Below are 21876 nucleotides of genomic sequence, written 5' to 3'. Positions count from 1 at the left end.
TGCGCTTGGACCGCGGACAAAAGCCCCACACGGCTTTCCTGGCTGGTTCCGATCGGAAACGGAGTGATGACATGCGTGCGCACAGACGCTCCCGTCGGCGCGCCGCATGCGCGACGTATGTCCTGCCCCAGGCGGAGAACTCGGCCCGCTGGGCACGGCACATGACGACGGCCTTCCTCACCCGGGGCTGCGGCGAGAAGCTGTCCGGCGACCAGGTGGAGGACGCGACCCTGGTCGTGTCCGAGCTGGTCACCAACGCCACCCGGCACGGCAGGAGCAGCTGCCGGCTGCGGCTGCACGTCGACCCGGGGCTGGTCACCGTCGAGGTGGAGGACGCCAGTCCGGTACACCCGCGGTTGTGCTCGCCGCTGGACCTGGACGAGGGCGGACGAGGCATCGTGATGGTGCGCGAGCTGTCGCAGCATTTCGCGGTACGGGGCGGACCCGGCGGCGGCAAGACCGTACAGGCGGTGCTCGCCGCGTCCTGAGGACCAGATCCTCAAGGGCGCCGCATCTGCACGGCTGACGCCACACCCTTCGCGAAGGGCGTCAGCGCCGCACAGTCGTCGTACTGTGCGCACTCCTCGTCCACCGCCAAGTCGAAGTCCCCTACCAGCTGGGCGACTTGGGGAAAGGTCGTTCTTGGCATGCCCATGCGCCCTGCCGTCGGCGGGCGCGAGCCGTGGTCTGGTCGGAACGTCTCCCATTTGCGCCCGCCCACCGACAATGAAATGAGTATGGACAAAAAAAGTTTTCGGTGGGAGGGTGAAGCCATGTTGGACGTGACCGTGATCGAGGACTCGGCGGCTGCCGCCGTCTCGCTGGACCCCATGCGCTCCCGGCTGCTCGCCGAGCTCGCCGCCGGTCCGGCGTCGGCGGCCATGCTGGCCGCCCGGGTCGGGCTGCCCCGCCAGAAGGTGAACTACCACCTCAAGGCACTGGAGCGGCACGGCCTGGTCGAGCTCGCCGGCGAGCGGAGGAAGGGCAATGTCACCGAGCGGCTGATGCGGGCCACCGCGGCCTCGTACGTCATCTCGCCGCTCGCCCTGGCCGCCGTGCAGCCCGACCCGGGCCGCTTCCGCGACCAGCTCTCCGCCCGCTGGATGCTCGCGGTCGCCGCGCGGCTCGTGCGCGACGTCGGCACGCTGATCACGGGCGCCGCCAAGGCCCGTAAACGGCTCGCCACCTACGCACTCGACGGCGAGGTGCGCTTCGCTTCGGCAGCCGACCGGGCCGCGTTCGTGGAGGAGCTGACACAGGGCATCGGCGCGCTGATCGCCAAGTATCACGACCAGGACGCGCCGGGCGGCCGGGAGCACCGCATCGTCGTCGCCCTCCACCCCACGGTGAAGACACCACCCGCCGTCCCCGCCATTGAGAAAGCGCCCGAGAGCGCCTGAATACCGGGAGTCACCATGTCCAAGGAGTTCGAGATCGTCCGCGAGTTCGAGGTCGACGCAAGCCCCGAAGAGGTCTGGGAGGCGATCACCTCCGGCACGGGAGGCTGGCTGTGGCCGTTGGAGTACGAGCCCAAGAAGGGCGGCGCCGGCCCCTTCGGCAGCACCGTCACCGAATGGGATCCCCCGCGCCGGCTGACCGGGCGCACCGAGAACGTGGAGGACATTCCCCAGCAGACCTACAACCAGCTCGACCATGTCATCGAGCCGCGTGAGGGCGGCGGCTCCTGGGTGCGCTATGTGCACAGCGGCATCTTCGTCGACGACTGGGACAACCAGTACGACGGTGCGAGCAAGCACACGGACTTCTATCTGCACACCCTGCGCCAGTACTTGAAGCACTTCACCGGCCGGGCGGTCACCTTCACCACGCTGGACGCTCCCGCAGCGTCGAATGCCCCGGGCGCCCTGGAGGTCGTCAGCCGCGGACTCGGGCTGCCGGACGACGCCGCCGAGGGCGCGACCGTACGCGTCGAGGTGCCGGGCGCCGGCCAGGTCGACGCGGTCCTCGACTACCGCAACCCGTACTTCGTCGGGCTGCGCACGGACGAGGCGATGTACCGCGTCTTCGGCCGCAACCACTTCGGTGCGCCGGTCGGTGTCAGCGTGCACGACTTCGCGAGTGGCGCGGACGCGGGGAAGAACGAGGACGCCTGGCGGACGTGGCTGACCGGCCTGTTCGCGTGACCCGGTGCGGAATCGCCGGGGTTTCGCCCGCGGGCCGGGGTCCGCGGGCGAGCTCCTGTCCCGAAGCCGCCGGTCACGGGATTTTGTCGTCACCCTTTTGCTCAGTAAAGTTGCGCTTTTGAAAACCACTGCGTACGAGTGACCGAGGAACGGCAAAGGCAATGACGGTGACAGAGGACAGCCCGGCGTTCGGCCCGGGCATCGACCCGGAGCGCCTGGCCGTCTGCCTCAGCGTGCTCGACGAGCTCGACAAGCTGGACGTCGACCACCCCGACGCGATCATGGTGCGCCGCGCCACCGCGGGCATCTACCGCACGGTGAAGCAGCGCCGCCGCCAGGATCGCCGGGCCGCCAAGACCGCCCACGACAAGGCGGTCACCGAGGCCACCGCGACCGGTTCCGCCGAGCGCATCGACGACGAGACCGAAGGTCTGCTGCCGTCCTCCTCGGTCAGCGGCGAGATCGCGGGGATACTCCAGCGCCCCCGGTCCTGCTACATCTGCAAGACCCGCTATGTCGAGGTCGACGCCTTCTATCACCAGCTGTGCCAGAAGTGCGCGGCCGAGAATCGCGCCCGCCGTGACGCCCGCACCGATCTGACCGGCAAGCGGGCCCTCCTCACCGGCGGCCGGGCCAAGATCGGCATGTACATCGCGCTGCGACTGCTGCGTGACGGTGCCCACACCACCATCACCACCCGCTTCCCCAATGACGCGATCCGCCGCTTCAAGGCGATGCCGGACAGCGACGAGTGGATCCACCGCCTCAAGATCGTCGGCATCGATCTGCGTGACCCCGCCCAGGTCGTCGCGCTCGCCGACTCAGTGGCCGCCGAAGGCCCGCTGGACATCCTGATCAACAACGCCGCCCAGACCGTACGCCGCTCCCCGGGGGCGTACAGCGAACTGGTCGCCGCCGAGTCCGCGCCGCTGCCCGCCGGAGAGCTGCCGCCCGCCCGGGTCATCGGCACCTTCGGCAGCGGCGCCGTGGATTCCGTGGCCGCACTGCCCTCCGGCGCGGGCGAGGGCCTGAGCGCCCAGGACGTCACAGAGCTCGCACTTGTCAGCGGCTCGGCCTCACTGGAGCGCATCGCCGCGGGCACCGCCATCGACGCCGGCGGTCTCGTCCCCGATCTGCACGACACCAACAGCTGGATCCAGACGGTCTCAGAGGTGGACCCGGTCGAGCTACTCGAAGTGCAGCTGTGCAACTCCACCGCGCCCTTCATCCTGATCAGCCGGCTCCGCCCGGCCATGGCCGCCGCGCGGGGCAAGCGGACCTATGTGGTGAACGTCTCCGCGATGGAAGGCGTCTTCAGCCGCGGCTACAAGGGCGCCGGCCATCCGCACACCAACATGGCCAAGGCCGCGCTGAACATGCTCACCCGCACCAGCGCCCAGGAGATGTTCGAGACCGACGGCATCCTGATGACCGCCGTCGACACCGGCTGGATCACCGACGAGCGCCCGCATCCGGACAAGATGCGCCTGGCCGACGAGGGCTTCCACGCCCCGCTCGACCTGGTCGACGGCGCGGCCCGCGTCTACGACCCGATCGTGCGCGGCGAGGACGGCGAGGACCTCTACGGCTGCTTCCTCAAGGACTACGCTCCGGCGAACTGGTAGATCTCAGGCTGTGTCCGGTCGAACAGGCCGGACACGGCTCGGCGGCAGACCTTCGGCGGTGCGCCGCTCGGCGCCCTCCCAGACAAAACGGGCCATTTCGGTGCGTACCAGCCCGGGTGAGACGGCGTTCACGCGTACACCCGGGGCGAGTTCGCCCGCGAGCTGCTGCGTGAGGTGCAACAGCGCTGCCTTACTGGTGCCGTACGCGCCGACAGCCGGCGGCGTGCGCGCCCGACTTCCGCAGCCCGGCCACAGCCTCTGTTACTCCATCCGTGTCCCGCGCGGTGGCCACACGTTCGCCCCGGCCGCGGCCAGTGCACCGCCGGGCGCGGCCGATACCCCGTGAAGCCCCTGTCACCAGGGCCGTTCTGCCTTCGAGGCAGCGCTCAGCCCGCCCGGAAATCATCCGCGTACGATCCCACGAAGCCCCGCACAGAGAAAGATCGTTGGCCGGAATTGGGTTGGTTTACCGGAGATTTACAGGGCCCCATCGAGCAGGGGGCCGCTCATATGGTTACCCTTGGGGGAACGGACGCCACCAAGGGATCCACGAAACTCCCTTGGCCGTCCTGGGACAAGTCTGCAACCAGGCTGCGGTCCCGCCCGAGTAACGGCGCCACCGCGACCCGAACTGCCCTGTCCCAGTTACGCGACACAGAGGAGTGCGCGGTGACATCAGAAGTGAAGAAGCACGATAAGCGCCCGCAAGAACGCAGCGGCGAACGGACCACTCGGTCCGAAGAACTCGGCAGTCTCGAAGTGTGGGCCCGATCGGCCCCGATCCGGCTGGCCGGCTACGAGGAAGACCTCGCCGAGCCGCATATCCTGCCCAGCATCGACTGAGCGGACCGTTTCGCCCCCGTGCCCCCTGCCCCACAGGCAGGGGGCACGGACGGTCGTGGAGCCGGTGCGCGCAGTCGAGCGGCCGCCGGTACGTGCCTCAAGGTCAACGGCGAGGCGATCGCCCGGGTGTTCACAGCAGCCTGGTCGGCCTGAGGAATTCGCGCACATATGTCCGGTGCCACCAGGCGCCCGTGGCCCGCAGTTCGCGCCAGGTCGTGTACCGATAGTGATAAAGCCTGGCGCGGACATACGCGGGCGGCGCGTCCGGGAACGGATTGCGGCTCAGCAGCCGCAAAGTGTCCCTGTCGCCGTCGAGGAGCCGCTCCATGAAGGGGCCGAACCAGGGGTGCGCGTAGGCGGGGGAGAGCGCGGCGAACCACATCATCCAGTCGAGCCGCAGATGGTACGGGGCGTACTGACGCGGCAGCCTGCGCACATCACCGGGCTTGCCCTTGAACTCGTACTCCCGCCAGACCGTGCCCGGGTGGAGCGTCCTCTCGTCCGTGCCTTCCACCACCAGCTCGAAGCGCACCCGCCCCACCGTGCCGAACGCGCCGTAGGCGTTGACCAGGTGGAAGGGGTCGTAGGAGCGGTTCATCGACTGCCGTCGGGACAGCAGATTGCGCGCCGGGCGGTAACTGAGGCCGAGCAGCAGCGCGCTGACGGCGATGACCACGACTTCGTACCAGAGCGGGGCGCCCGGCAGCGCGTGCGGATCGGCGATCAGAGAGCCGTCCACGACGGACAGGGCGAGGACGATCGTGATCCAGTTCAGCCAGGAGAAGTTGCCGGAGAGCACCAGCCACAGCTGGGTCAGCACCATCATCGCGGCGGCCACGCTCGCCATCGGCTGAGGGGTGAACAGCAGGACGGGTACGAGGAGTTGGGTCACATGATTGGCCGCCACCTCCACCCGGTGGAAGGGCCTGGGCAGATGGTGGAAGAACCAGCTCAGCGGGCCCGGCATCGGCTGGGTCTCATGGTGGTAGTAGAGGCAGGTCAGATCCCGCCAGCACTGGTCGCCGCGGATCTTGATCAGCCCAGCGCCGAACTCCACCCGGAACAGCACCCAGCGCAGCAGCCACAGCACGAGCACCGGTGGGCCCGTACGCTCATTGCCGAGGAAGACGGCGAGAAAGCCCACCTCCAGCAGCAGCGACTCCCAGCCGAAGCCGTACCAGGTCTGACCGACGTTCACGATCGACAGATACAGAACCCACAGCGCCCCCCACCACAGCATCGCGACCGGGAGCGGGATGTCGTCGGCGGCGCCCGCGACCAGGCCCGCCGAGAGCAGCGCCCCGCACCAGGCGCAGAGCGCGAAGAGCCGGTCGGAGTAGCGCAGTTGGAACAGGCTCGGCGCGCGCCGCATCGGTACCCGGCGTACGTACGCGGGCACCGGCAGCATGCCCCGCTCGCCGATCAGCGCCCGGAACTGCAGCGCGGCGGTGAGAAAGGCGACCAGATACACGGTGGCCAGCGCCCGCTGGAAGACCAGCCGGCTGAGCCAGTAGTCGCTGTCCGTGAACCACTCCATCACCTCCAGTATCGGTCCGCGGCAAGCTGCCGCACCGTCTGACCCAGCCGCTGGGCGTACCACTTCTGCAGTACGGGTACGAGCGGGCCGGCGAGCCGGGCGTACCAGCGGGCGGGGCGGCTGAACGCCATGACGGTGAACCACACCGAGCCGTCGTCCCGGATGTCGACGACGAAGGACTCCTCACCGCGCTCGGGATGCCCGGCCAGCGTGCCGTAGGCGAAGCCGGTGCGGTTTGACTCGTACGCCGTCCAGATCACCTCGCACGGCGCGGTGAACCGCAGCGGTCCCACGCCGACCGAGACCTGGAGCCGGGCGCCGGGCTCGGCGCGAACCGCCGTGCTGCGCACCTGTGCCCCCGATGTGCGGTGCATCCGCCAGGTGGTGACCGCCTCGCCGGCCGCGTCGAAGACGGTGCGGCCACGGCCGATGCGGGTGGTGTGGTGGAGATGGTGGTAGCCGTCGGGCAGTGGCCCGAGCCGGGTGGCGCCCACCTCGGGGTAGCTGAGCCCGCGGCCGGTGGTGGGGCGGACGCTGTTGATGCCGTCGTCCTTCATACGGTCGTCTCCTTGAGTCGTCGCCAGGCGAGCACCGAGCAGAGCGCGAAGCCGAGGGCGTTGCCGAGGCCGTGGGTGGCGGCCATCCAGGTGAGATTCGGGTGTGGCAGGCCGGTTGCCTCGCCGAGCGCCCAGCTCAGGGCGAGCAGCATCGTCGCCACCAGGACGGCGGCCGAGACGGCCAGCAGGGTGCGGGTGACCCCGTCGCGTCCGCCGGCTCGGACATCGCGCCAGGTCAGCAGGGCCACGGTCCACATGCCCGCGGTCAGTACGAGTGCCCCGAGCAGTTCGGCCCAGTCGTCGAGGAAGTACCCGGCCAGGACGAGCAGGGTGCCCAGCGGCACGCTCAGCGCGGCGAAGCGCCCGGCGGCTCCGGCCGTTGTGCGGCAGACCAGGCCCGCCACCAGGGCAGCGGTGAATCCGGCGAAGTGGAAGTGGGGAACGGTCAGCGCGAGGACCGTCAGGCCGAAACCGAAGAGCTCGTGCCCGGCGCGTTCCGCGACGAGCGCGAGCCCGGCGACGGACGGGCTCACCAGCGCGGTGAGCTGTGCGACCTCGCCGGGCGCGAGTGAGCGGGTGCGGGCGAGTCTGCGCGGAGCCTGAGCGGCGAGGGCGAGCGTGCCGAGTGCGTAGATGCCCGCGAGGGCGGCGGCCGTCGTCGAGCGCGGCAGCCAGAGCGCGACCGCTCCCGGGACCGCGAACACCGGCCAGATCCGCCGAATGGGCGCGAGCTCGGCGGCGTCCATGAGGCGCAGTCCGGCGGGCACGATCACCAGCATGCCGAGCATCACGATCACGTTGACCAGTACGGACATCACGCACCCCACCCCAGGCTTGAACGTGTTCAACTCTCTGCGGCCGAGACTAGGGCCAAACTTGAACGCGTTCAAGTCGCGAGGGCGTCGGCAGTCCGGCAGAACTTGAGGAACCACATCGGCTCGAAGGAGCACAGCGGGTGAAGAGGCGGGAGATCTTCGTGCGTCCACCCAAACGTCGTCGGTACGCCGCGGTTGCCGCGGCGCTCTTCGTCACGCTCCTGGCCGCCGGCTGCGGCGGCGCCAGCAGCGCGGCGACGGACGGGCAGGGGGAGGTCGTCCTGCAGCCGGCCGGGGCCCAGGGGCCGGACCCGTACACCGACACCACGGCTCTCTCCGGGGGCGCGCCCCCGCCTGTGCCGCCCGTACCGTCGAGCGAGCCGAGCCCCACCAGAGGCCTGACGCTGCGCACGCTGTCCGGCGCGACGCCCGGTCTCTACGGCGGCACCCAGTCGATCGGCAGCTGCGACGTCGAGCAGCAGGTGATGTTCCTGGGCGGCGACCAGGCCAGGGCGCGTTCCTTCGCCCGGGGTGCGGGCATCTCCCAGGCCGACATCCCGGACTATCTGCGAGGGCTCACCCCGGTCGTTCTGCGCGCCGACACGCGTGTCACCAACCACGGCTATCGCGCCGGCTCCGCCGTCAGCTTCCAGGCCGTGCTGCAGGCCGGGACCGCGGTCCTCGTCGACGGACACGGAGAACCGAAGGTCAGATGCGCCTGCGGAAACCCGCTGAAGCCCCCGGTCGCCGTCAAGGGCGCCGTGGTCCACACGGGGCAGTCCTGGGACGGCTACCAGCCCGACAAGGTGGTCGTCATCAAGCCCACGGTCCAGATCATCAACAGCCTGGTGATCGTCAACGTCATCAACAACACCTGGATCGAGCGGAACGCCGGAACCGACGGCGAAGAGGACAAGCGGCCCGACGTGCTCCCGCCCGTGACCCCGGACGACATCTTCACCTACCCGCCGATGCCGGAGCCGCCCGGAACCGGTGACCCGTCACAGCCGGGCGACTCGACCGGGCCGAGCGAGGGTACGAGCAGCCCCGCCCCGCCCGAGCAGCCGGTGAACCCGCCCGTGGAACCGGTGCCGGACATGCCGAATGAGCAGCTGCCTCCGCCCGTCGAGCCCGATGTGCCCTCCGATGAGGGGGTCACTCCATCTGAGCCGGACCTGCTCCTGCCCACCGAGGAACCGGCGGAGCCGGACACCTTCCAGGGCTGAGCGGATCGGTCCGAATCGGTCGAAGAATCCGACAAATGATGGCAGAGTGGCGACATGGTTGATCGGGCAGCGGGTGCCCTGTCGCTTCCCGACGACTGGCCGGCCGACTCGGATCTGAGCCTGACCCTCAATCGGATGGGCAGCTTCGACTGGGACCTGGTCAGCGGGCTCATGCATATGGACAGGCCCGCTCTTGAGGTGTTCGATCTGCGACCCGAGGAGTACGACGGCCGCCCGGAAAGTCTCTCGAGCCGGGTGCCGGCGGACGAGGCCGCCCGGCTGGACGCGATGGTGACGCAGGCGCTCAAGAAGGGCAGCGATCGTTACGGGGCGTACTTCCGCATCCGCCGCCGCGACGGAAAGCTGCGCTGGACCCATACCCAGGCATCCGTCCGCCGGGACGAGAGCGGACGTCCGCTGCGCATCATCGGCATCATCCGCGACGCCACCGAGGAGCTCGCGCAGTACACAGCGCGGGTGGCGGCAGACAGCGACCGGCGCCGACAGACCAGCATCGTGGAGAGCACCACCGCGGCCCTCGCCCACGCGAGGACCGTCCAGGACGTCATCGACGTACTGAAGGACTCGCAGGGCCTGGAGCGCTTCGGGGCCACCAGCCTGGTCATGGGGCTGCTCGAAGCGGGCCGGATCCATCTCGTCGCCGAAGGTCCCGAGAGCTCCTTCGTGCCCGGCACGCGCTACACGCGCGTCGACGAGGAGTACCCGATGAGCGAGGTGGTCCGCACCCTCGCGCCCCGTTTCATCGAGTCCGAACAGGACTTCGCCGAGTCCTACCCGCGCCTGTGGCCGCACATCAAAGGGCTCGACATCAGCGCGGCCGCTTATCTGCCGCTGATCGCCCAGGCCCGTCCCATCGGGGCCCTCGGCCTGCTGTACAGCGACAAGACCGGTTTCACCCCCGACGAGCGCAATCTGCTGGTCGCGCTCGGCAGCAGCATCGCGCAGAGCCTGCAGCGCGCCGTCCTGTACGAGCAGGAGCACGACCTCGCCGAGGGGCTGCAGCAGGCGATGCTGCCGCGCCGGATCCCCGATGTGCCCGGGGCGCAGATCGCCGTGCGCTACCGCTCCGCGCGGCTGGGCCGGGACATCGGCGGCGACTGGTACGACATCATCGCGCTGCCCGGCGGACGGGTCGGCGCGGTCATCGGCGACGTACAGGGGCACGACACCGACGCGGCCGCGGTGATGGGGCAGCTGCGGATCGTCCTGCGGGCGTACGCGGCCGAGGGGCACACCCCGGCCACCGTGATGGCGCGTGCCTCGGTCTTCCTCCACGAGCTGGACACCGAGCGCTTCGCGACCTGCATGTACGCGGAGGCCGACCTCACGACCGGCGTGGTGCAGCTGGTGCGCGCCGGGCATATCGACCCGCTGATCCGGGACACCGACGGCGACTGCCGCAGGCTGCCCGTGGAGGGCGGGCTGCCACTGGGGCTCTCGGCGGAGTTCGGCAGGCTCGAATACCCCGTCAGCACCGTCGAACTGGATCCCGGACAGACCCTTGTGCTCTGCACCGACGGGCTTGTCGAACAGCCCGGCATCGACCTCGACGACGGCATGCAGCTGCTGACCTCGCTGGTGCGCTCGGGGCCGCGGGATCTGCAACTGCTCGCCGACCGCCTGTGCGAGGTGGTGGACGAGCGGGGCGGCGAGGACGACGTGGCGCTCCTGCTGCTGCGCCGCAGGGGCGCGTTCACCTCGCAGGCGGGCGGCCGGCTCCAGCAGCATGTCGGGCAGAACGACCCGGAGGCGCTGCGCTCGGCCCGGCACATGATCCGGGCGGCGGTACGGGCGTGGGGGGCGCGCGAGCGGTCGGACGAGATCGAGCTCGCGGCGGACGAGATGATCACCAACGCGCTGGTGCACACCGACGGAGGCGCGATCGTGACGCTGCGCGCGCTGGCGGGCCCCGAGCGGCGGCTGCGGGTGGAGGTCGAGGACCGTTCCAGCGCGCTGCCGCGCCGCCGCGAGGCGGGGGAGTCGGGAGTTTCGGGCCGCGGGCTGATGCTGGTGGACCGGCTGACCGAGGCCTGGGGCGTCGAATCGAGAGGCAGCGGCAAGTGTGTCTGGTGCGAATTCATTGTCCCGGACAGGCAGGTCCGCCGATGATTACCTGTTGTTAACTGTCCGTGAACTGATCGTACTTGACCGTAACCGACCGTAGACGGTTGACTTCGTATTCCGTGGCCTTCCGGGACACTTCTAGGACAAGAGGACCCCTTTGAGCAGCGAGCTTCTTGCCCCCCTCGACCTGGCGTTCTGGCATCTCGAGTCCGAAGGGCATCCGATGCATCTCGGCGCCCTCGCCTGCTTCGCCCCGGCTCCGGGAGGACAGAGCGGCGAGGGTGTCCTTGACCTGCTCGCCACCCGCGCCGCGGCGATCCGCCGGCTGCGGATGCAGGTGCGGGACGTCCTGCTGCCCGTCGGCGGTGCGGCCTGGTCCGTGGCCAAGGACTTCGACGTACGGCGTCATGTGCATCAGATCCGCATCCCCGACGGCGACTTCGCCGCCGGGGCCGTCGCGATCGCCGGTGAGCTGATGGAGCGTCCGCTCGAACGGGGTCTGCCGCCCTGGGAGATGTACCTGCTGACCGGGGAGGCGGGAGGTCCGTTCGCGGTGCTGGTCAAGCTCCACCACGCGCTCGCCGACGGTATGCGCGCGGTCGCCATCGGGGCTGGGATCTTCGACGAGATCGCCGACGCCCGCACCGTCGGTGCCCGTCGGGCGCGTGCCGTGCAGCCCACGTCCTGGCTCTCGGGCACCCGGCAGGTGGCCGGTTTCGCTCGGGGCCGTATCGAGGAGCTGGGCCGGGCCGTCGGCGTCGGCGCCTCGGTCGTACGGGCCAGCAGGCTCGACCCGCGCGGCGTGCCCGCACTCTCGGCCGGCTCCAGCGGCACCAGGCGGCTCGGCACCGCCGTGCTCGACCTCGACGACGTCCAGCGCGTCCGCAGAGCGGCGGGCGGGACCGCCAACGATGTGCTGCTCGCCGTCGTCGCGGGCGGGTTGCGGCGCTGGCTGGAGTCTCGCGGCGAGCCGCTGCCGGACGTCGGCCCGCGTGCCCTGGTGCCCGTCTCCCGGCGCCGGCCGGGCAGCCCGCCCGGATCGGGCAACAAATTCTCCGCGTATCTGCTGGAACTGCCGGTCGGCGACCCGGATCCGCGCTCACGGATGGATCGCGTACGCGCCGCCATGGACCGCAACAAGGCGGCCGGGCCCTCCCGCGGGGCCGGGGCGCTCACCGTACTCGCCGACCAACTGCCGCCTCTGGCACACAGGTTCGGCGCGCCCCTGGCCGGAGGGGCGGCCCGGATGCTGTTCGACGTCCTGGTGACCAGCGTGCCGCTGCCGCGTTCGGCCCTGTCGCTGGGCGGCTGCCCGCTGCGGGAGATCTACCCGATGGCGCCGCTCGCCCGCGGGCAGTCCCTGGCGATCGCGCTGTCGACATACGGCGGGCGGGTGCATGTCGGCCTGGTCGCGGACGGCAAAGCGGTTCCGGACCTCGACCGACTCGCTCGCAGCCTGGGGGAGGAGCTTGACGAACTCCTCGCGCTCAGCCGATAGGTCGGATGGATCGGGTCCCGCCACAAGAGATCGCCCCATCAAAGGTGTTGACGGCCTCAAGAGACCCGATGAATATTCGTCGTGATCGGCGAACGCCACGGCGAGAGGTCAGCAGCGGATGCGATGGAGCACGCTCGGACACAGTGCGGTCGAGATCACCGAGCTGTCCTTCGGCGCCGCCGCCATCGGCAATCTCTACGCCCCGGTCGAACCCGACGCAGCGGCCGCCGCGGTCGACGCCGCCTGGGACGCGGGCATCCGCACCTTCGACACCGCACCCCACTACGGCCTCGGACTGTCCGAACGCAGACTGGGCGAGGTGCTGCGCACCCGCCCCCGCGACGCGTACACCCTCTCCACCAAGGCCGGGCGGCTGCTCGAACCCTGCCCCGCCGACGGCGACGACCTCGATCACGGCTTCGCCGTCCCCGCGGACCACCGCCGCGTATGGGACTTCAGCGCGGACGGAGTGCGCCGCAGCATCGAGGAGAGCCTTGAGCGGCTCGGCCTCGACCGGATCGACATCGTCTATCTGCATGACCCGGACGAGCACGAGGAAGCCGCCTTCCGCCAGGGCTATCCGGCCCTGGAAAGGCTGCGCGCCGAAGGCGTGATCGGCGCGATCGGCGCCGGAATGAACCAGGCGCCCATGCTCGGCCGCTTTCTGCGCGACACCGATGTCGACGCCGTCCTGTGCGCCGGCCGCTTCACGCTCCTCGACCAGAGCGCGCTCGCCGAACTGCTGCCCGAGGCGGCGGCCCGGGGCAAGAGCGTCGTCGTCGGCGGGGTCTTCAACTCCGGACTGCTCGCCGATCCGCGCCCCGGCGCCACATACGACTACACCACCGCACCCGACGTGATCCTCAGGCGTGCCCTGAGGCTCAAGGCCGTCGCCGAGCGTCATGGCGTCCCGCTGCGCGCCGCCGCCCTGCACTACCCCTTCACCCACCCGGCCGTCGCGGGCGTCCTGGTCGGCGCCCGCTCGGCCGGTGAAGTACGCGACGCCGCAAGGATGCTGGCCCTCACCGTCCCGCCCGCGCTCTGGGACGACCTGCGCGGCGAAGGACTGCTACCGAAGAACGGGGAACCCCGATGAGAGTCGCCCTGCACACCAAGGTCCGCGCCGACCGCATCGCCGAGTACGAGGCGGCGCACCGCGAGGTCCCCGGCGAGCTGACCGCCGCGATCAGCGCCGCCGGTGTCACCTCCTGGACCATCTGGCGCAGCGGCACGGACCTCTTCCATCTCCTCGACTGCGCCGACTACGGCCATCTCCTCGCCGAACTCGAAAAGCTCCCCGTCAACATCGCCTGGCAGGCCCGCATGGCCGAACTCCTCGACGTGGCGCACGACTACTCCGCGGACGGCGCGGATGCCGGACTGCCCGTCGTGTGGGAGCTGTGACCGCCGATGGCGATCATCGACGCGCACCACCATGTGTGGGACCTCGCCGTACGGGACCAGGACTGGATCACCGGCCCGGAGCTGGCGCCCGTCCGCGGCGACTTCTCGCTCGACGACCTCGCGCCCGAGGCGCGCGCCGAAGGCGTACGCGCCACTGTTCTCGTCCAGACGGTCACCGTCGCCGGGGAGACCCCCGAACTCCTCGCGCTCGCCGACGGCAGCGATCTCGTCGCGGGCGTCGTCGGCTGGACCGACCTCACGGCGCCCGGCGTCGCCGACACCCTCGCGGGCCTGCGTGAACTCCCCGGCGGGGACCGGCTCGTCGGCATCCGCCACCAGGTCCAGGGCGAGCCCGACCCCCGCTGGCTGCTGCGCCCCGACGTACAGGGCGGCCTCGCCGCCGTCGCGGCCGCCGGACTCGTCTACGACCTCGTGGTGCGGCCCCACCAACTGCCCGCCGCGGCCGAAGCGGCGGCCCGGCTCCCCGGTCTCACCTTCGTACTCGACCATCTCGGCAAGCCGCCCATCGCGGCCGGGGAGCTGGAACCCTGGGCAGGCGAGGTGCGCGCCCTGGCCGCCCGCCCGAACGCCGTCTGCAAACTCTCCGGCATGGTCACCGAGGCGGCCTGGTCCACCTGGTCCACGCCCGATCTGCGCCCGTACGCGGAAACCGTCCTCGACGCCTTCGGCCCCGACCGCCTGATGTTCGGCTCCGACTGGCCGGTCTGCCTGCTCGCCGCCAGCTATGCCGAGGTGGTGAGCGCGGCCCGCGCCCTGACCCATCGGCTGAGCGAGGGCGAGCGCACCGCCGTCTTCGAAGGGACCGCGCGCCGCGTCTACGGACTGCCCAAGCAGTGAACCTGCGGCCCCCTGATGCCTTTGGCACTCTGGATGCATGCCGGAGCTGCCCGAAGTCGAAGCACTGAAAGAGTTCCTCGACGATCACCTCGTGGGACAGCGGATCGTCCGCGTCCTGCCCTTGGCGATCAGCGTCCTCAAGACGTACGACCCGCCCCTGACCGCCGTCGAGGGCGCCGAGGTCACCGCCGTCGACCGGCACGGGAAGTGGCTCGACATCAGCGCGGGCGGGCTCCATCTCGTCGCCCATCTCGCCAGGGCCGGCTGGCTCCAGTGGAAGGACGAGTTCCCGGCCGCTCCGCCGCGCCCCGGCAAGGGGCCGCTCGCCCTGCGTACCGTCCTCGAGTCCGGCGGCGGCTTCGACCTGACCGAGGCGGGCACCACCAAACGCCTCGCCGTCCACCTCGTGCACGACCCCGCCGAAGTGCCGGGCATCGCCCGCCTCGGCCCCGATCCGCTCGCCGACGGCTTCGACCGCGACGCCTTCGCCGCCCTCCTCGCCGGGGAACGGCGGCAGGTCAAGGGCGCCCTGCGCGACCAGAGCCTGATCGCGGGCATCGGCAACGCCTACAGCGACGAAATCCTGCACGCCGCGAAGATGTCCCCGTTCAAACCGGTGCAGAACCTCGACGAGGCCCAGATCACCGCCCTGTACGAGGCGCTGCGCACCACGCTGGGCGAGGCCGTCGACCGCTCACGCGGAGTGGCGGCGGGCCGGCTGAAGGCCGAGAAGAAGAGCGGCCTGCGCGTCCACGGCCGCACCGGTCAGCCGTGTCCCGTCTGCGGCGACACCATCCGCGAGGTCTCCTTCAGCGACTCCTCGCTGCAGTACTGCCCCACCTGCCAGACCGATGGCAAACCGCTCGCCGACCGCAGGCTCTCCCGCCTGCTCAAGTAAGCGAGCTGTCGGGCAAGGACTACCCCCCGAGCGTGACCAGCGGCTGCCCGTCGGCCGCGCGGACCTCCCAGCGGGCGATCTCGCCGCTCGGCAGATCCGTACCGCCCTCGATGTCCAGCGGCTCCTCGTGCCCGGGTGACCCCGCGATCCCGTAGCCGCCCTCCGGCACCGCCCAGCTGAGGACCGGGTGTTCGATGCCGTTCTTGCCGACGGCGATCAGCCAGCAGGTGCGCGGCCCTTTGACATCGGTCAGATGCAGCGAGACCGCGGTGCCCCACTGCCGGTCCTGAAGTGTCGCGGAAGCGGTGACGCCCGTCTTGGCGTCCCTCGCCTCGACCTGCTGACCGGCCGGTCCCGAGCCGCCGCCCCGGAGGGCGACCGCCGCCACCGGCAGGGCCACGATCAGCGCGGCGGCCGCCGCCACCAGCTGAAGCCGGCGTCTGCGGCCCCGCCGCCGTTCCGCCGCGACCTCGCCGGTCAGCCGGTCGAGCAGGCGCGGGCTCACAGAGGCCTCGACCCGCTCGGGTCCGGCGAGTTCGGCCAGCGAAGCGGCGACCGAGGTGAAGTCCGAGAGCTGTACGGCGCACATCACGCACTCGGCGAGATGCTCCTCGAAGCGGAAGGCGTCCGCGGGTTCGAGGACGCCCAGCGCATAGGCGGCGACGTCCTGGTGTCGCTGCTGCATGCTCATGGCGTCCTCGTTTCGTCTCTTGCGGTGCTGACTTCGTTGCGGTCTGTCGCCATGGAGTACGCATCAGGTGCGCGCTCTGCTCAACCCATGTGTCACAAGCGCAACGCGACAGGCGCTGACTGCTCGGCGGTCTCGGCGACGACACCCCGTGGTCCCGCCGTCCGGGCGCGCCTACACTCCGCAGCATGCTGCGCGTACTGGCCGTCGACGACGAGAAACCGGCACTTGAGGAACTGCTCTACCTGCTGCGTTCCGACTCCCGGATCCGGAGCGCTGAGGGAGCCACGGACGCCACTGAGGCACTGCGCCGCATCAGCCGCGCGCTGGACGCGGGCCCGGACGGCGAGGAGGGCATCGATGTCGTCTTCCTCGACATTCATATGGCAGGGCTGACGGGCCTCGATGTCGCCCGGCTGCTCGCCGGGTTCGCGCGCCCGCCGCTGATCGTGTTCGTCACGGCCCACGAGGGCTTCGCCGTCCAGGCCTTCGACCTCAAGGCCGTCGACTACGTCCTCAAGCCCGTGCGCAGGGAGCGGCTGGCCGAAGCCGTACGGCGGGTCCGTGACCTGGTCGCCTCGGCGCGCGAGCCCCGGCAGCCCGCGCCGCAGGACCCGGCCACGCACACGCCCGCAGCGCACACCGCACCGGCTGGTCCGCAGTACACCGCTGCCGGGAGTACCGCCGGTCCCGAGCAGATACCGGTCGAACTGGGCGGTATCACACGGTTCGTACCGATCGACGACATCGCCTATGTCGAGGCCCAGGGCGACTACGCCCGCCTCCACACCAAGGACGGCAGCCATCTGGTGCGCATCCCGCTGTCCACACTGGAGGAGCGCTGGGCCTCCCGTGGCTTCGTACGCATACACCGCAGCCATCTCGTCGCCCTCGCCCGCATCGACGAACTGCGCCTGGACGCCGGGACGACCACGGTCCGCGTGGGCGACGCGGAGCTCGCCGTCAGCCGTCGTCACGCCCGCCAGCTGCGCGATCTGCTGATGCGGCACGCCAGGGGCTGACACACAGACGTGTGACCGTTCGGCGCCGTGGGCAGCCGCTCGTCGACCCGTCACAGCCGTACGGCGACGCGCGCCGTCCGCTGACCGACCGGTCTCCCGTTCGGCCGCAGCCGCCCCCGGCAGCCGCCTAACCTTGATCCGGCAAGCGGGGAAGGGGCCTGATGTCCGACATCGAAGCACTGCTGGAGGAGCTCCGGAGCCTGCCGGCGACCCGGGTGGCCGGCGCTGATGACCTCGAAGCCCTGCTCGCCACGGTCAAGAGCGCCGCCGGACGGTGGGCGGATGTGCTGTACGAGATCCAGGAGTCGGCCCAGGGGCTTGTCGGCCCGCGCGCCGAAGCCGCCCTCGAAGTCGCCTTCCGCAGGGCCGAGGAGTCCTATGTCGAGCTGGAGATCGCGCTGAGCGACTGCGCAAAGCGCACCGGCCACTGACCCGGCCTGATCGAAAAAGACACCCCTACCGCAGGTAATCGCGCCTGCGTAGACTCCACAGCTCCCGAGAGTTCGCCTACCGATGCTGGAGCGGACGACGATGTCTGCAGAGCAACATCCCCGCCGCGAGGTGGTCACCGGCGTGCCGCGCGGCGCCCGGCGTGCACCGGGGCACGCGCCCGCCCGTTCCGAGATCAGCGAGCAGACGACACTCGGTGCCACCTATGTCCGCTCCCTGATGCGCAGCCAGCTGCGGGCCGCCCTCTGCGCACTGGGGGCGCTCGCCCTGCTCGTCGGCTCGCTGCCGCTGCTGTTCGCGCTCCCGGCCGCCTTCGGCGGCACCCTCTCCTCACCCGAGCCGTTCGTCTGGGTGGCGCTCGGCGTGGCGGTCTACCCGGTGATGTGGCTGACGGCCCGCTGGTACGTACGCCGTGCCGAGCGCAACGAGCAGGACTTCAGCAGACTCGTCGAAGGCCGCTGACCGTGCTCGCCGGTGACCGGACATGAACCAGACCTACGCGGTGACCGCCGTCACCGTGGTGGTGCTGGCAACTGTGCTCATCGGCGCGCTCGGCCTGCGCATATCCCGCACCACCTCCGACTTCTACGTCGCATCGCGCACCGTGAAGCCCGGTCTCAACGCCGCCGCCATCAGCGGCGAGTACCTCTCGGCCGCCTCCTTCCTCGGCATAGCCGGACTGGTGCTCCTCCAGGGCCCCGACATGCTCTGGTACCCCGTGGGGTACACCGCCGGCTATCTCGTCCTGCTGGTGCTGGTGGCCGCCCCGCTGCGCCGCTCGGGCGCCTACACCCTCTCCGACTTCGCCGAGGCCCGGCTCGAGTCCGCGGCCGTACGCAGACTCGCCAGCCTCTTCGTCGTCGGCATCGGCTGGCTCTACCTTCTGCCCCAACTCCAGGGTGCGGGACTGACCCTGGAGATCCTCACCGGCGCACCCGACTGGGTGGGCGGCGTGGTCGTCGCCTTCGTCGTCACGGGGGCCGTCGCGGCGGGAGGCATGCGCAGCATCACCTTTGTGCAGGCCTTCCAGTACTGGCTCAAGCTCACCGCTCTGCTGGTGCCCGCGCTCTTCCTCGTGGCGGCCTGGGCCGGTGACGACACACCGCGGGCGCGCTTCGACGCACCGGCCGTGTTCCGCGAACACACCACCGTGCGCATCGACGACACCGTCCGCGTCGACTTCGACGAACCGCTGACCCTCACCGTCACCGGAGACATCGACAACACTCCGTACGAGAACGGGACAGCCACCCTCGACCGGGGCACCCACCGCATCGGGGCGGGGACCAGCTTGGGCTTCCCGCAGGGCGCCGAGGTGCCCCAGCGGGCCTCCTCGGGCTCCGATCCGGCCAGCTGGTCCCAGCCGCTGTCCGGCGGCAGGGACGGCTACCACCTGTACGCCACGTACGGACTCATCCTCGCCACCTTCCTCGGCACGATGGGACTCCCGCATGTCGCCGTCCGCTTCTACACCAGCCCCAACGGCCGCGCCGCCCGCCGCACCACACTCGTCGTCCTCGGGCTGATCGGCGCCTTCTATCTGCTGCCGCCCGTCTACGGCGCACTCGGACGGATCTACGCCCCCGAACTCTCGCTCACCGGCGAGGCGGACGCGGCCGTGCTGGTCCTGCCCGAACGGATGGTGGGCGGCATCGCCGGGGACCTGCTCGGGGCGCTGCTCGCGGGCGGGGCGTTCGCGGCGTTCCTGTCCACCGCGTCCGGACTGACCATGTCCGTCGCGGGTGTCATCACCCAGGACGTGCTGCCCTCGCGCGGCGTACGGCACTTCCGCCTCGCGACCCTGCTCGCCATGGCGGTGCCGCTGGCCCTGAGCGTGATGGCGACCAATGTGCCGGTCGCCGACGCGGTGGGGCTCGCCTTCGCCGTCTCGGCATCCTCCTTCTGCCCGCTGCTGGTGCTCGGCATCTGGTGGCGCGGACTCACCCCGCCCGGCGCCGCCGCCGGGCTCGTCGCAGGCGGCGGCTCGGCCCTCACCGCGGTGATGGCCACCCGCGCGGGCCTCGCCCCGGCCGGGTGGGTGCACACCCTGATGGCGTGGCCCGCCGTGTGGTCGGTACCCGTCGGCTTTCTGACCATGGTGCTGGTGTCCCTGGCCACCCAGCGCCACATACCGCCCGGCGCCGCCGCCATCCTCGCGCGGTTGCATCTGCCGGAAGACCTTGTCGGCAGGCCGCAGCCCGAAGGAGCGGAACGATGACCGGGACTGCAATGGCCGCGCTGGCCGCCGCGGGAGCGCTCCTGCTCGCCGCCGGTGTCGCACTCGGCAGACTGACCGCGCGGCGCGGCATCAAACCCGACCTCGACCTGGGCACACCCGTCGAGCGCGCCACCTTCCACACCCTGCACACCGCATCGCTCGCCGCGCCCCCGCTGCGTGCGGGCCTCACCGAGGACACCGCACGCAAGGCCGCCCGGCGGCTGCGCTCCCTGCTCGGCACCGAGGCGCTGTGCCTCACCGACCGCGAATCCGTGCTCGCCTGGGACGGTCCCGGCGCCGACCACCACGAGCAACGGGTGATGGTGCGCGTCGCCGACATGCTGGACTCCGGGCGCAGCCAGAGCGTCCACACCGAGTGCGAGGACCTGGAGTGCCCCCTGCGCTGGGCCGTGATCGCCCCGCTGACCGGCGAGGAGGGTGTGCTCGGGGCGCTCGTCGCCTACGGTTCGCGGGAGTCGGCCGTCCTGGTGCGGGCCGCGACCGAAGTGGCCCGCTGGGTCTCCGTACAACTGGAACTCGCCGAGCTCGACCGGTCCCGCACCCGGCTGATCGAGGCCGAGATCCGCGCGCTGCGTGCCCAGATATCTCCGCACTTCATCTTCAACTCGCTCGCCGCGATCGCCTCCTTCGTCCGCACCGATCCCGAGCGGGCCCGCGAACTGCTCCTGGAATTCGCCGACTTCACCCGCTACTCCTTCCGCAGGCATGGCGACTTCACCAACCTGGCCGACGAACTGCGCTCCATCGAGCAGTACTTGGCGCTCGCCGGTGCCCGCTTCGGAGACCGTCTCAAGGTGACGCTCCAGGTGGCACCCGAAGTCCTCCCGGTGACCCTGCCGTTCCTGTGTCTGCAGCCGCTCGTCGAGAACGCCGTCAAACACGGTCTGGAGGACTCCAGGAACGACTGCCGCGTCACCATCGCGGCACAGGACGCCGGATCCGAGGCCATGGTGACCATCGAGGACGACGGCGTGGGCATGGACCCGGCCGTGCTGCGGGGGATCCTCGCGGGGGAGCGGACGGCGTCGTCGGGCATCGGCCTGTCCAATGTCGACGAGCGGCTGCGCCAGGTGTACGGCGACGATCACGGACTGGTCATCGAGACAGGCGTCGGCGCGGGCATGAAGATCACGATCCGGCTCCCCAAGTACCACTCGGGCGTGCACTCCTCGGCAGGCCGCCGGTCCACGGGCTGAGAAGACCGCGCGATCGCGCGGTGGTCCGGCTCAGCCGCGGGGCAAGGCGGCCTGAACCCCGTCCGGACAGTCGGCAGAAGATCCGCCGCCGGACCCTCAGCAGAAGAGATGGATGGCCAGGTGGCTCAGCGGAAGACCCAGCTGCCAGGCCGGAGTCCATATCTCCGCGTACTCGTCCACGGCACCGGACTGCGGACCGGCCGGGTGCCAGGGCTCGCTGTCCCCGAGATCGGCGGCGAGCAGCTCCGTCTGCCGCAGCCAGCGCCAGGCGTCCAGCGCGAGTGCCAGATCCGGATCGGCTCCCTCGTCGAGGTCCCGCTCCCGCTCCTGCCGGGCGGTCAGCCGCTCCTGCACCCACTCCTGCCAGGGATGGCCGTACGAGGTCAATGACAGCCACTCGTCGATCCGGGAGACCACCCGCACGCCCGCCAGCTCGTCCGCGCTGTCGCACAGATAGATGGTGAGGGCCAGCGTCTGTCTGCCCGCGCGGTATTCGAGCGAACCGCCCTGCACGAGCGCGCCCGCCCGCAGCATCTCGTCGGCGATGTACTCGGCGCAGAGCCACGCCATGGGGACTGCCAGCCCGCCGCCGCTGGTTCCGTTCGTACTCTCGGGCTGCACCCTTCCCACCTTCCTTCCGGACGACTTCGTGCCGACACGACGACGAGCCTCCACCGTCAGACACGGCCAGGAGCCCGTCTTTACTCAACTTGCGCGTGAGGTTTCGCATACTGTCGCTCCTTGGTCGTGGCCCGAGGGGGACATGGACACCGCAGGGACATCCGGGGCGC

The 21876-nt window shown here is 70.6% G+C and carries 23 protein-coding genes and 1 pseudogene; 17 read left to right on the top strand and 7 right to left on the bottom strand.

Annotated features, from left to right (window positions below):
* Positions 1 to 71: 71 nt before the first annotated feature.
* Positions 72 to 488, top strand: coding sequence for an ATP-binding protein (locus OHA61_RS04685; RefSeq protein ID WP_361904786.1), 417 nt, complete (start codon positions 72 to 74; stop codon positions 486 to 488).
* An 11-nt stretch (positions 489 to 499) separates the two neighbouring features.
* Here OHA61_RS04685 and OHA61_RS04680 read toward each other — a convergent pair whose 3' ends face one another.
* The gene (locus OHA61_RS04680) at positions 500 to 649 is read right to left on the bottom strand and encodes an endo alpha-1,4 polygalactosaminidase (RefSeq protein ID WP_406301830.1); all 150 of its coding nucleotides are present in this window, start codon (positions 647 to 649) and stop codon (positions 500 to 502) included.
* A 124-nt stretch (positions 650 to 773) separates the two neighbouring features.
* Between OHA61_RS04680 and OHA61_RS04675 the strand changes: the two genes are divergently transcribed.
* The 3 genes from OHA61_RS04675 (at position 774) to OHA61_RS04665 (ending at position 3769) form a co-directional block, all read left to right on the top strand.
* Complete coding sequence (locus OHA61_RS04675) at positions 774 to 1400, top strand: ArsR/SmtB family transcription factor (RefSeq protein WP_406301829.1); 627 nt, start codon at positions 774 to 776, stop codon at positions 1398 to 1400.
* Positions 1401 to 1415: 15 nt separating this feature from the next.
* Positions 1416 to 2144, top strand: a complete 729-nt coding sequence (locus tag OHA61_RS04670) for an SRPBCC domain-containing protein (protein WP_406301828.1) — start codon at positions 1416 to 1418, stop codon at positions 2142 to 2144.
* 161 nt (positions 2145 to 2305) lie between these two features.
* Positions 2306 to 3769, top strand: a complete 1464-nt coding sequence (locus OHA61_RS04665; RefSeq protein WP_406301827.1) for an SDR family NAD(P)-dependent oxidoreductase — start codon at positions 2306 to 2308, stop codon at positions 3767 to 3769.
* A 30-nt stretch (positions 3770 to 3799) separates the two neighbouring features.
* On the opposite strand, the pseudogene OHA61_RS04660 reads toward OHA61_RS04665, so the two are convergent.
* Positions 3800 to 3988, bottom strand: a pseudogene (locus OHA61_RS04660) (SDR family oxidoreductase); the annotation flags it as partial.
* A 450-nt stretch (positions 3989 to 4438) separates the two neighbouring features.
* Here OHA61_RS04660 and OHA61_RS04655 point away from each other — a divergent pair.
* Positions 4439 to 4612: a hypothetical protein gene (locus tag OHA61_RS04655; RefSeq protein ID WP_324980866.1), complete on the top strand. Its 174-nt coding sequence runs from the start codon at positions 4439 to 4441 to the stop codon at positions 4610 to 4612.
* A 130-nt stretch (positions 4613 to 4742) separates the two neighbouring features.
* On the opposite strand, the gene OHA61_RS04650 is transcribed toward OHA61_RS04655, so the two are convergent.
* Genes OHA61_RS04650 through OHA61_RS04640 form a run of 3 tightly spaced genes read right to left on the bottom strand, consistent with a single transcriptional unit; the run spans position 4743 to position 7521 of the window.
* Positions 4743 to 6149 (bottom strand): lipase maturation factor family protein, encoded by a 1407-nt coding sequence (locus tag OHA61_RS04650; RefSeq protein WP_406301826.1) that lies wholly within the window; start codon positions 6147 to 6149, stop codon positions 4743 to 4745.
* The gene (locus tag OHA61_RS04645; protein WP_406301825.1) at positions 6149 to 6706 is read right to left on the bottom strand and encodes a DUF1990 family protein; all 558 of its coding nucleotides are present in this window, start codon (positions 6704 to 6706) and stop codon (positions 6149 to 6151) included. The genes OHA61_RS04650 and OHA61_RS04645 overlap by 1 nt, the downstream gene beginning before the upstream one ends.
* On the bottom strand, positions 6703 to 7521 hold the full coding sequence (locus tag OHA61_RS04640) for a YndJ family protein (RefSeq protein WP_406301824.1): 819 nt from the start codon (positions 7519 to 7521) through the stop codon (positions 6703 to 6705). The genes OHA61_RS04645 and OHA61_RS04640 overlap by 4 nt, the downstream gene beginning before the upstream one ends.
* Before the next feature lie 140 nt (positions 7522 to 7661).
* Here OHA61_RS04640 and OHA61_RS04635 point away from each other — a divergent pair, with 140 nt between their 5' ends.
* From OHA61_RS04635 to OHA61_RS04605, 7 genes are all read left to right on the top strand, one after another.
* On the top strand, positions 7662 to 8747 hold the full coding sequence (locus OHA61_RS04635; RefSeq protein ID WP_406301823.1) for a DUF6777 domain-containing protein: 1086 nt from the start codon (positions 7662 to 7664) through the stop codon (positions 8745 to 8747).
* A 54-nt stretch (positions 8748 to 8801) separates the two neighbouring features.
* A complete protein-coding gene (locus tag OHA61_RS04630) occupies positions 8802 to 10877 on the top strand; it encodes a SpoIIE family protein phosphatase (protein ID WP_324980880.1) in 2076 nt (691 codons plus the stop codon).
* Positions 10878 to 10989: 112 nt separating this feature from the next.
* Positions 10990 to 12330, top strand: coding sequence for a wax ester/triacylglycerol synthase family O-acyltransferase (locus tag OHA61_RS04625; protein WP_406301822.1), 1341 nt, complete (start codon positions 10990 to 10992; stop codon positions 12328 to 12330).
* Positions 12331 to 12448: 118 nt separating this feature from the next.
* Positions 12449 to 13426 (top strand): aldo/keto reductase, encoded by a 978-nt coding sequence (locus tag OHA61_RS04620; RefSeq protein ID WP_406301821.1) that lies wholly within the window; start codon positions 12449 to 12451, stop codon positions 13424 to 13426.
* Positions 13423 to 13734 carry an L-rhamnose mutarotase gene (locus OHA61_RS04615; RefSeq protein ID WP_406301820.1) on the top strand — a complete coding sequence of 104 codons (312 nt, stop codon included), beginning with the start codon at positions 13423 to 13425 and terminating at the stop codon, positions 13732 to 13734. The genes OHA61_RS04620 and OHA61_RS04615 overlap by 4 nt, the downstream gene beginning before the upstream one ends.
* Positions 13735 to 13740: 6 nt before the next feature.
* Positions 13741 to 14592, top strand: coding sequence for an amidohydrolase family protein (locus tag OHA61_RS04610; protein WP_406301819.1), 852 nt, complete (start codon positions 13741 to 13743; stop codon positions 14590 to 14592).
* Positions 14593 to 14629: 37 nt separating this feature from the next.
* On the top strand, positions 14630 to 15490 hold the full coding sequence (locus tag OHA61_RS04605; RefSeq protein WP_406301818.1) for an Fpg/Nei family DNA glycosylase: 861 nt from the start codon (positions 14630 to 14632) through the stop codon (positions 15488 to 15490).
* 19 nt (positions 15491 to 15509) lie between these two features.
* Here OHA61_RS04605 and OHA61_RS04600 read toward each other — a convergent pair whose 3' ends face one another.
* Positions 15510 to 16175: a hypothetical protein gene (locus OHA61_RS04600; protein ID WP_406301817.1), complete on the bottom strand. Its 666-nt coding sequence runs from the start codon at positions 16173 to 16175 to the stop codon at positions 15510 to 15512.
* A 191-nt stretch (positions 16176 to 16366) separates the two neighbouring features.
* Between OHA61_RS04600 and OHA61_RS04595 the strand changes: the two genes are divergently transcribed.
* The 5 genes from OHA61_RS04595 to OHA61_RS04575 all read left to right on the top strand — a co-directional run bounded on the left by OHA61_RS04595 (position 16367) and on the right by OHA61_RS04575 (position 21085).
* A complete protein-coding gene (locus OHA61_RS04595; protein ID WP_406301815.1) occupies positions 16367 to 17200 on the top strand; it encodes a LytR/AlgR family response regulator transcription factor in 834 nt (277 codons plus the stop codon).
* Between the two features lie 161 nt (positions 17201 to 17361).
* The gene (locus tag OHA61_RS04590; RefSeq protein ID WP_406301814.1) at positions 17362 to 17631 is read left to right on the top strand and encodes a hypothetical protein; all 270 of its coding nucleotides are present in this window, start codon (positions 17362 to 17364) and stop codon (positions 17629 to 17631) included.
* 100 nt (positions 17632 to 17731) lie between these two features.
* On the top strand, positions 17732 to 18112 hold the full coding sequence (locus OHA61_RS04585) for a hypothetical protein (RefSeq protein WP_406301813.1): 381 nt from the start codon (positions 17732 to 17734) through the stop codon (positions 18110 to 18112).
* 22 nt (positions 18113 to 18134) lie between these two features.
* Complete coding sequence (locus tag OHA61_RS04580) at positions 18135 to 19868, top strand: cation acetate symporter (protein WP_406301812.1); 1734 nt, start codon at positions 18135 to 18137, stop codon at positions 19866 to 19868.
* The gene (locus OHA61_RS04575; RefSeq protein ID WP_406301811.1) at positions 19865 to 21085 is read left to right on the top strand and encodes a sensor histidine kinase; all 1221 of its coding nucleotides are present in this window, start codon (positions 19865 to 19867) and stop codon (positions 21083 to 21085) included. The genes OHA61_RS04580 and OHA61_RS04575 overlap by 4 nt, the downstream gene beginning before the upstream one ends.
* 96 nt (positions 21086 to 21181) lie before the next feature.
* Here OHA61_RS04575 and OHA61_RS04570 read toward each other — a convergent pair whose 3' ends face one another.
* Positions 21182 to 21706: a hypothetical protein gene (locus tag OHA61_RS04570; protein ID WP_324980913.1), complete on the bottom strand. Its 525-nt coding sequence runs from the start codon at positions 21704 to 21706 to the stop codon at positions 21182 to 21184.
* Between the last annotated feature and the right edge of the window lie 170 nt (positions 21707 to 21876).

It is taken from the genome of Streptomyces sp. NBC_00885 (assembly GCF_045207475.1).
In the GTDB taxonomy this organism is placed as follows: Bacteria; Actinomycetota; Actinomycetes; order Streptomycetales; family Streptomycetaceae; genus Streptomyces.
The sequence above is the reverse complement of the archived record's forward strand: the minus strand, read 5'-3'. Positions and strand labels throughout refer to the sequence as shown.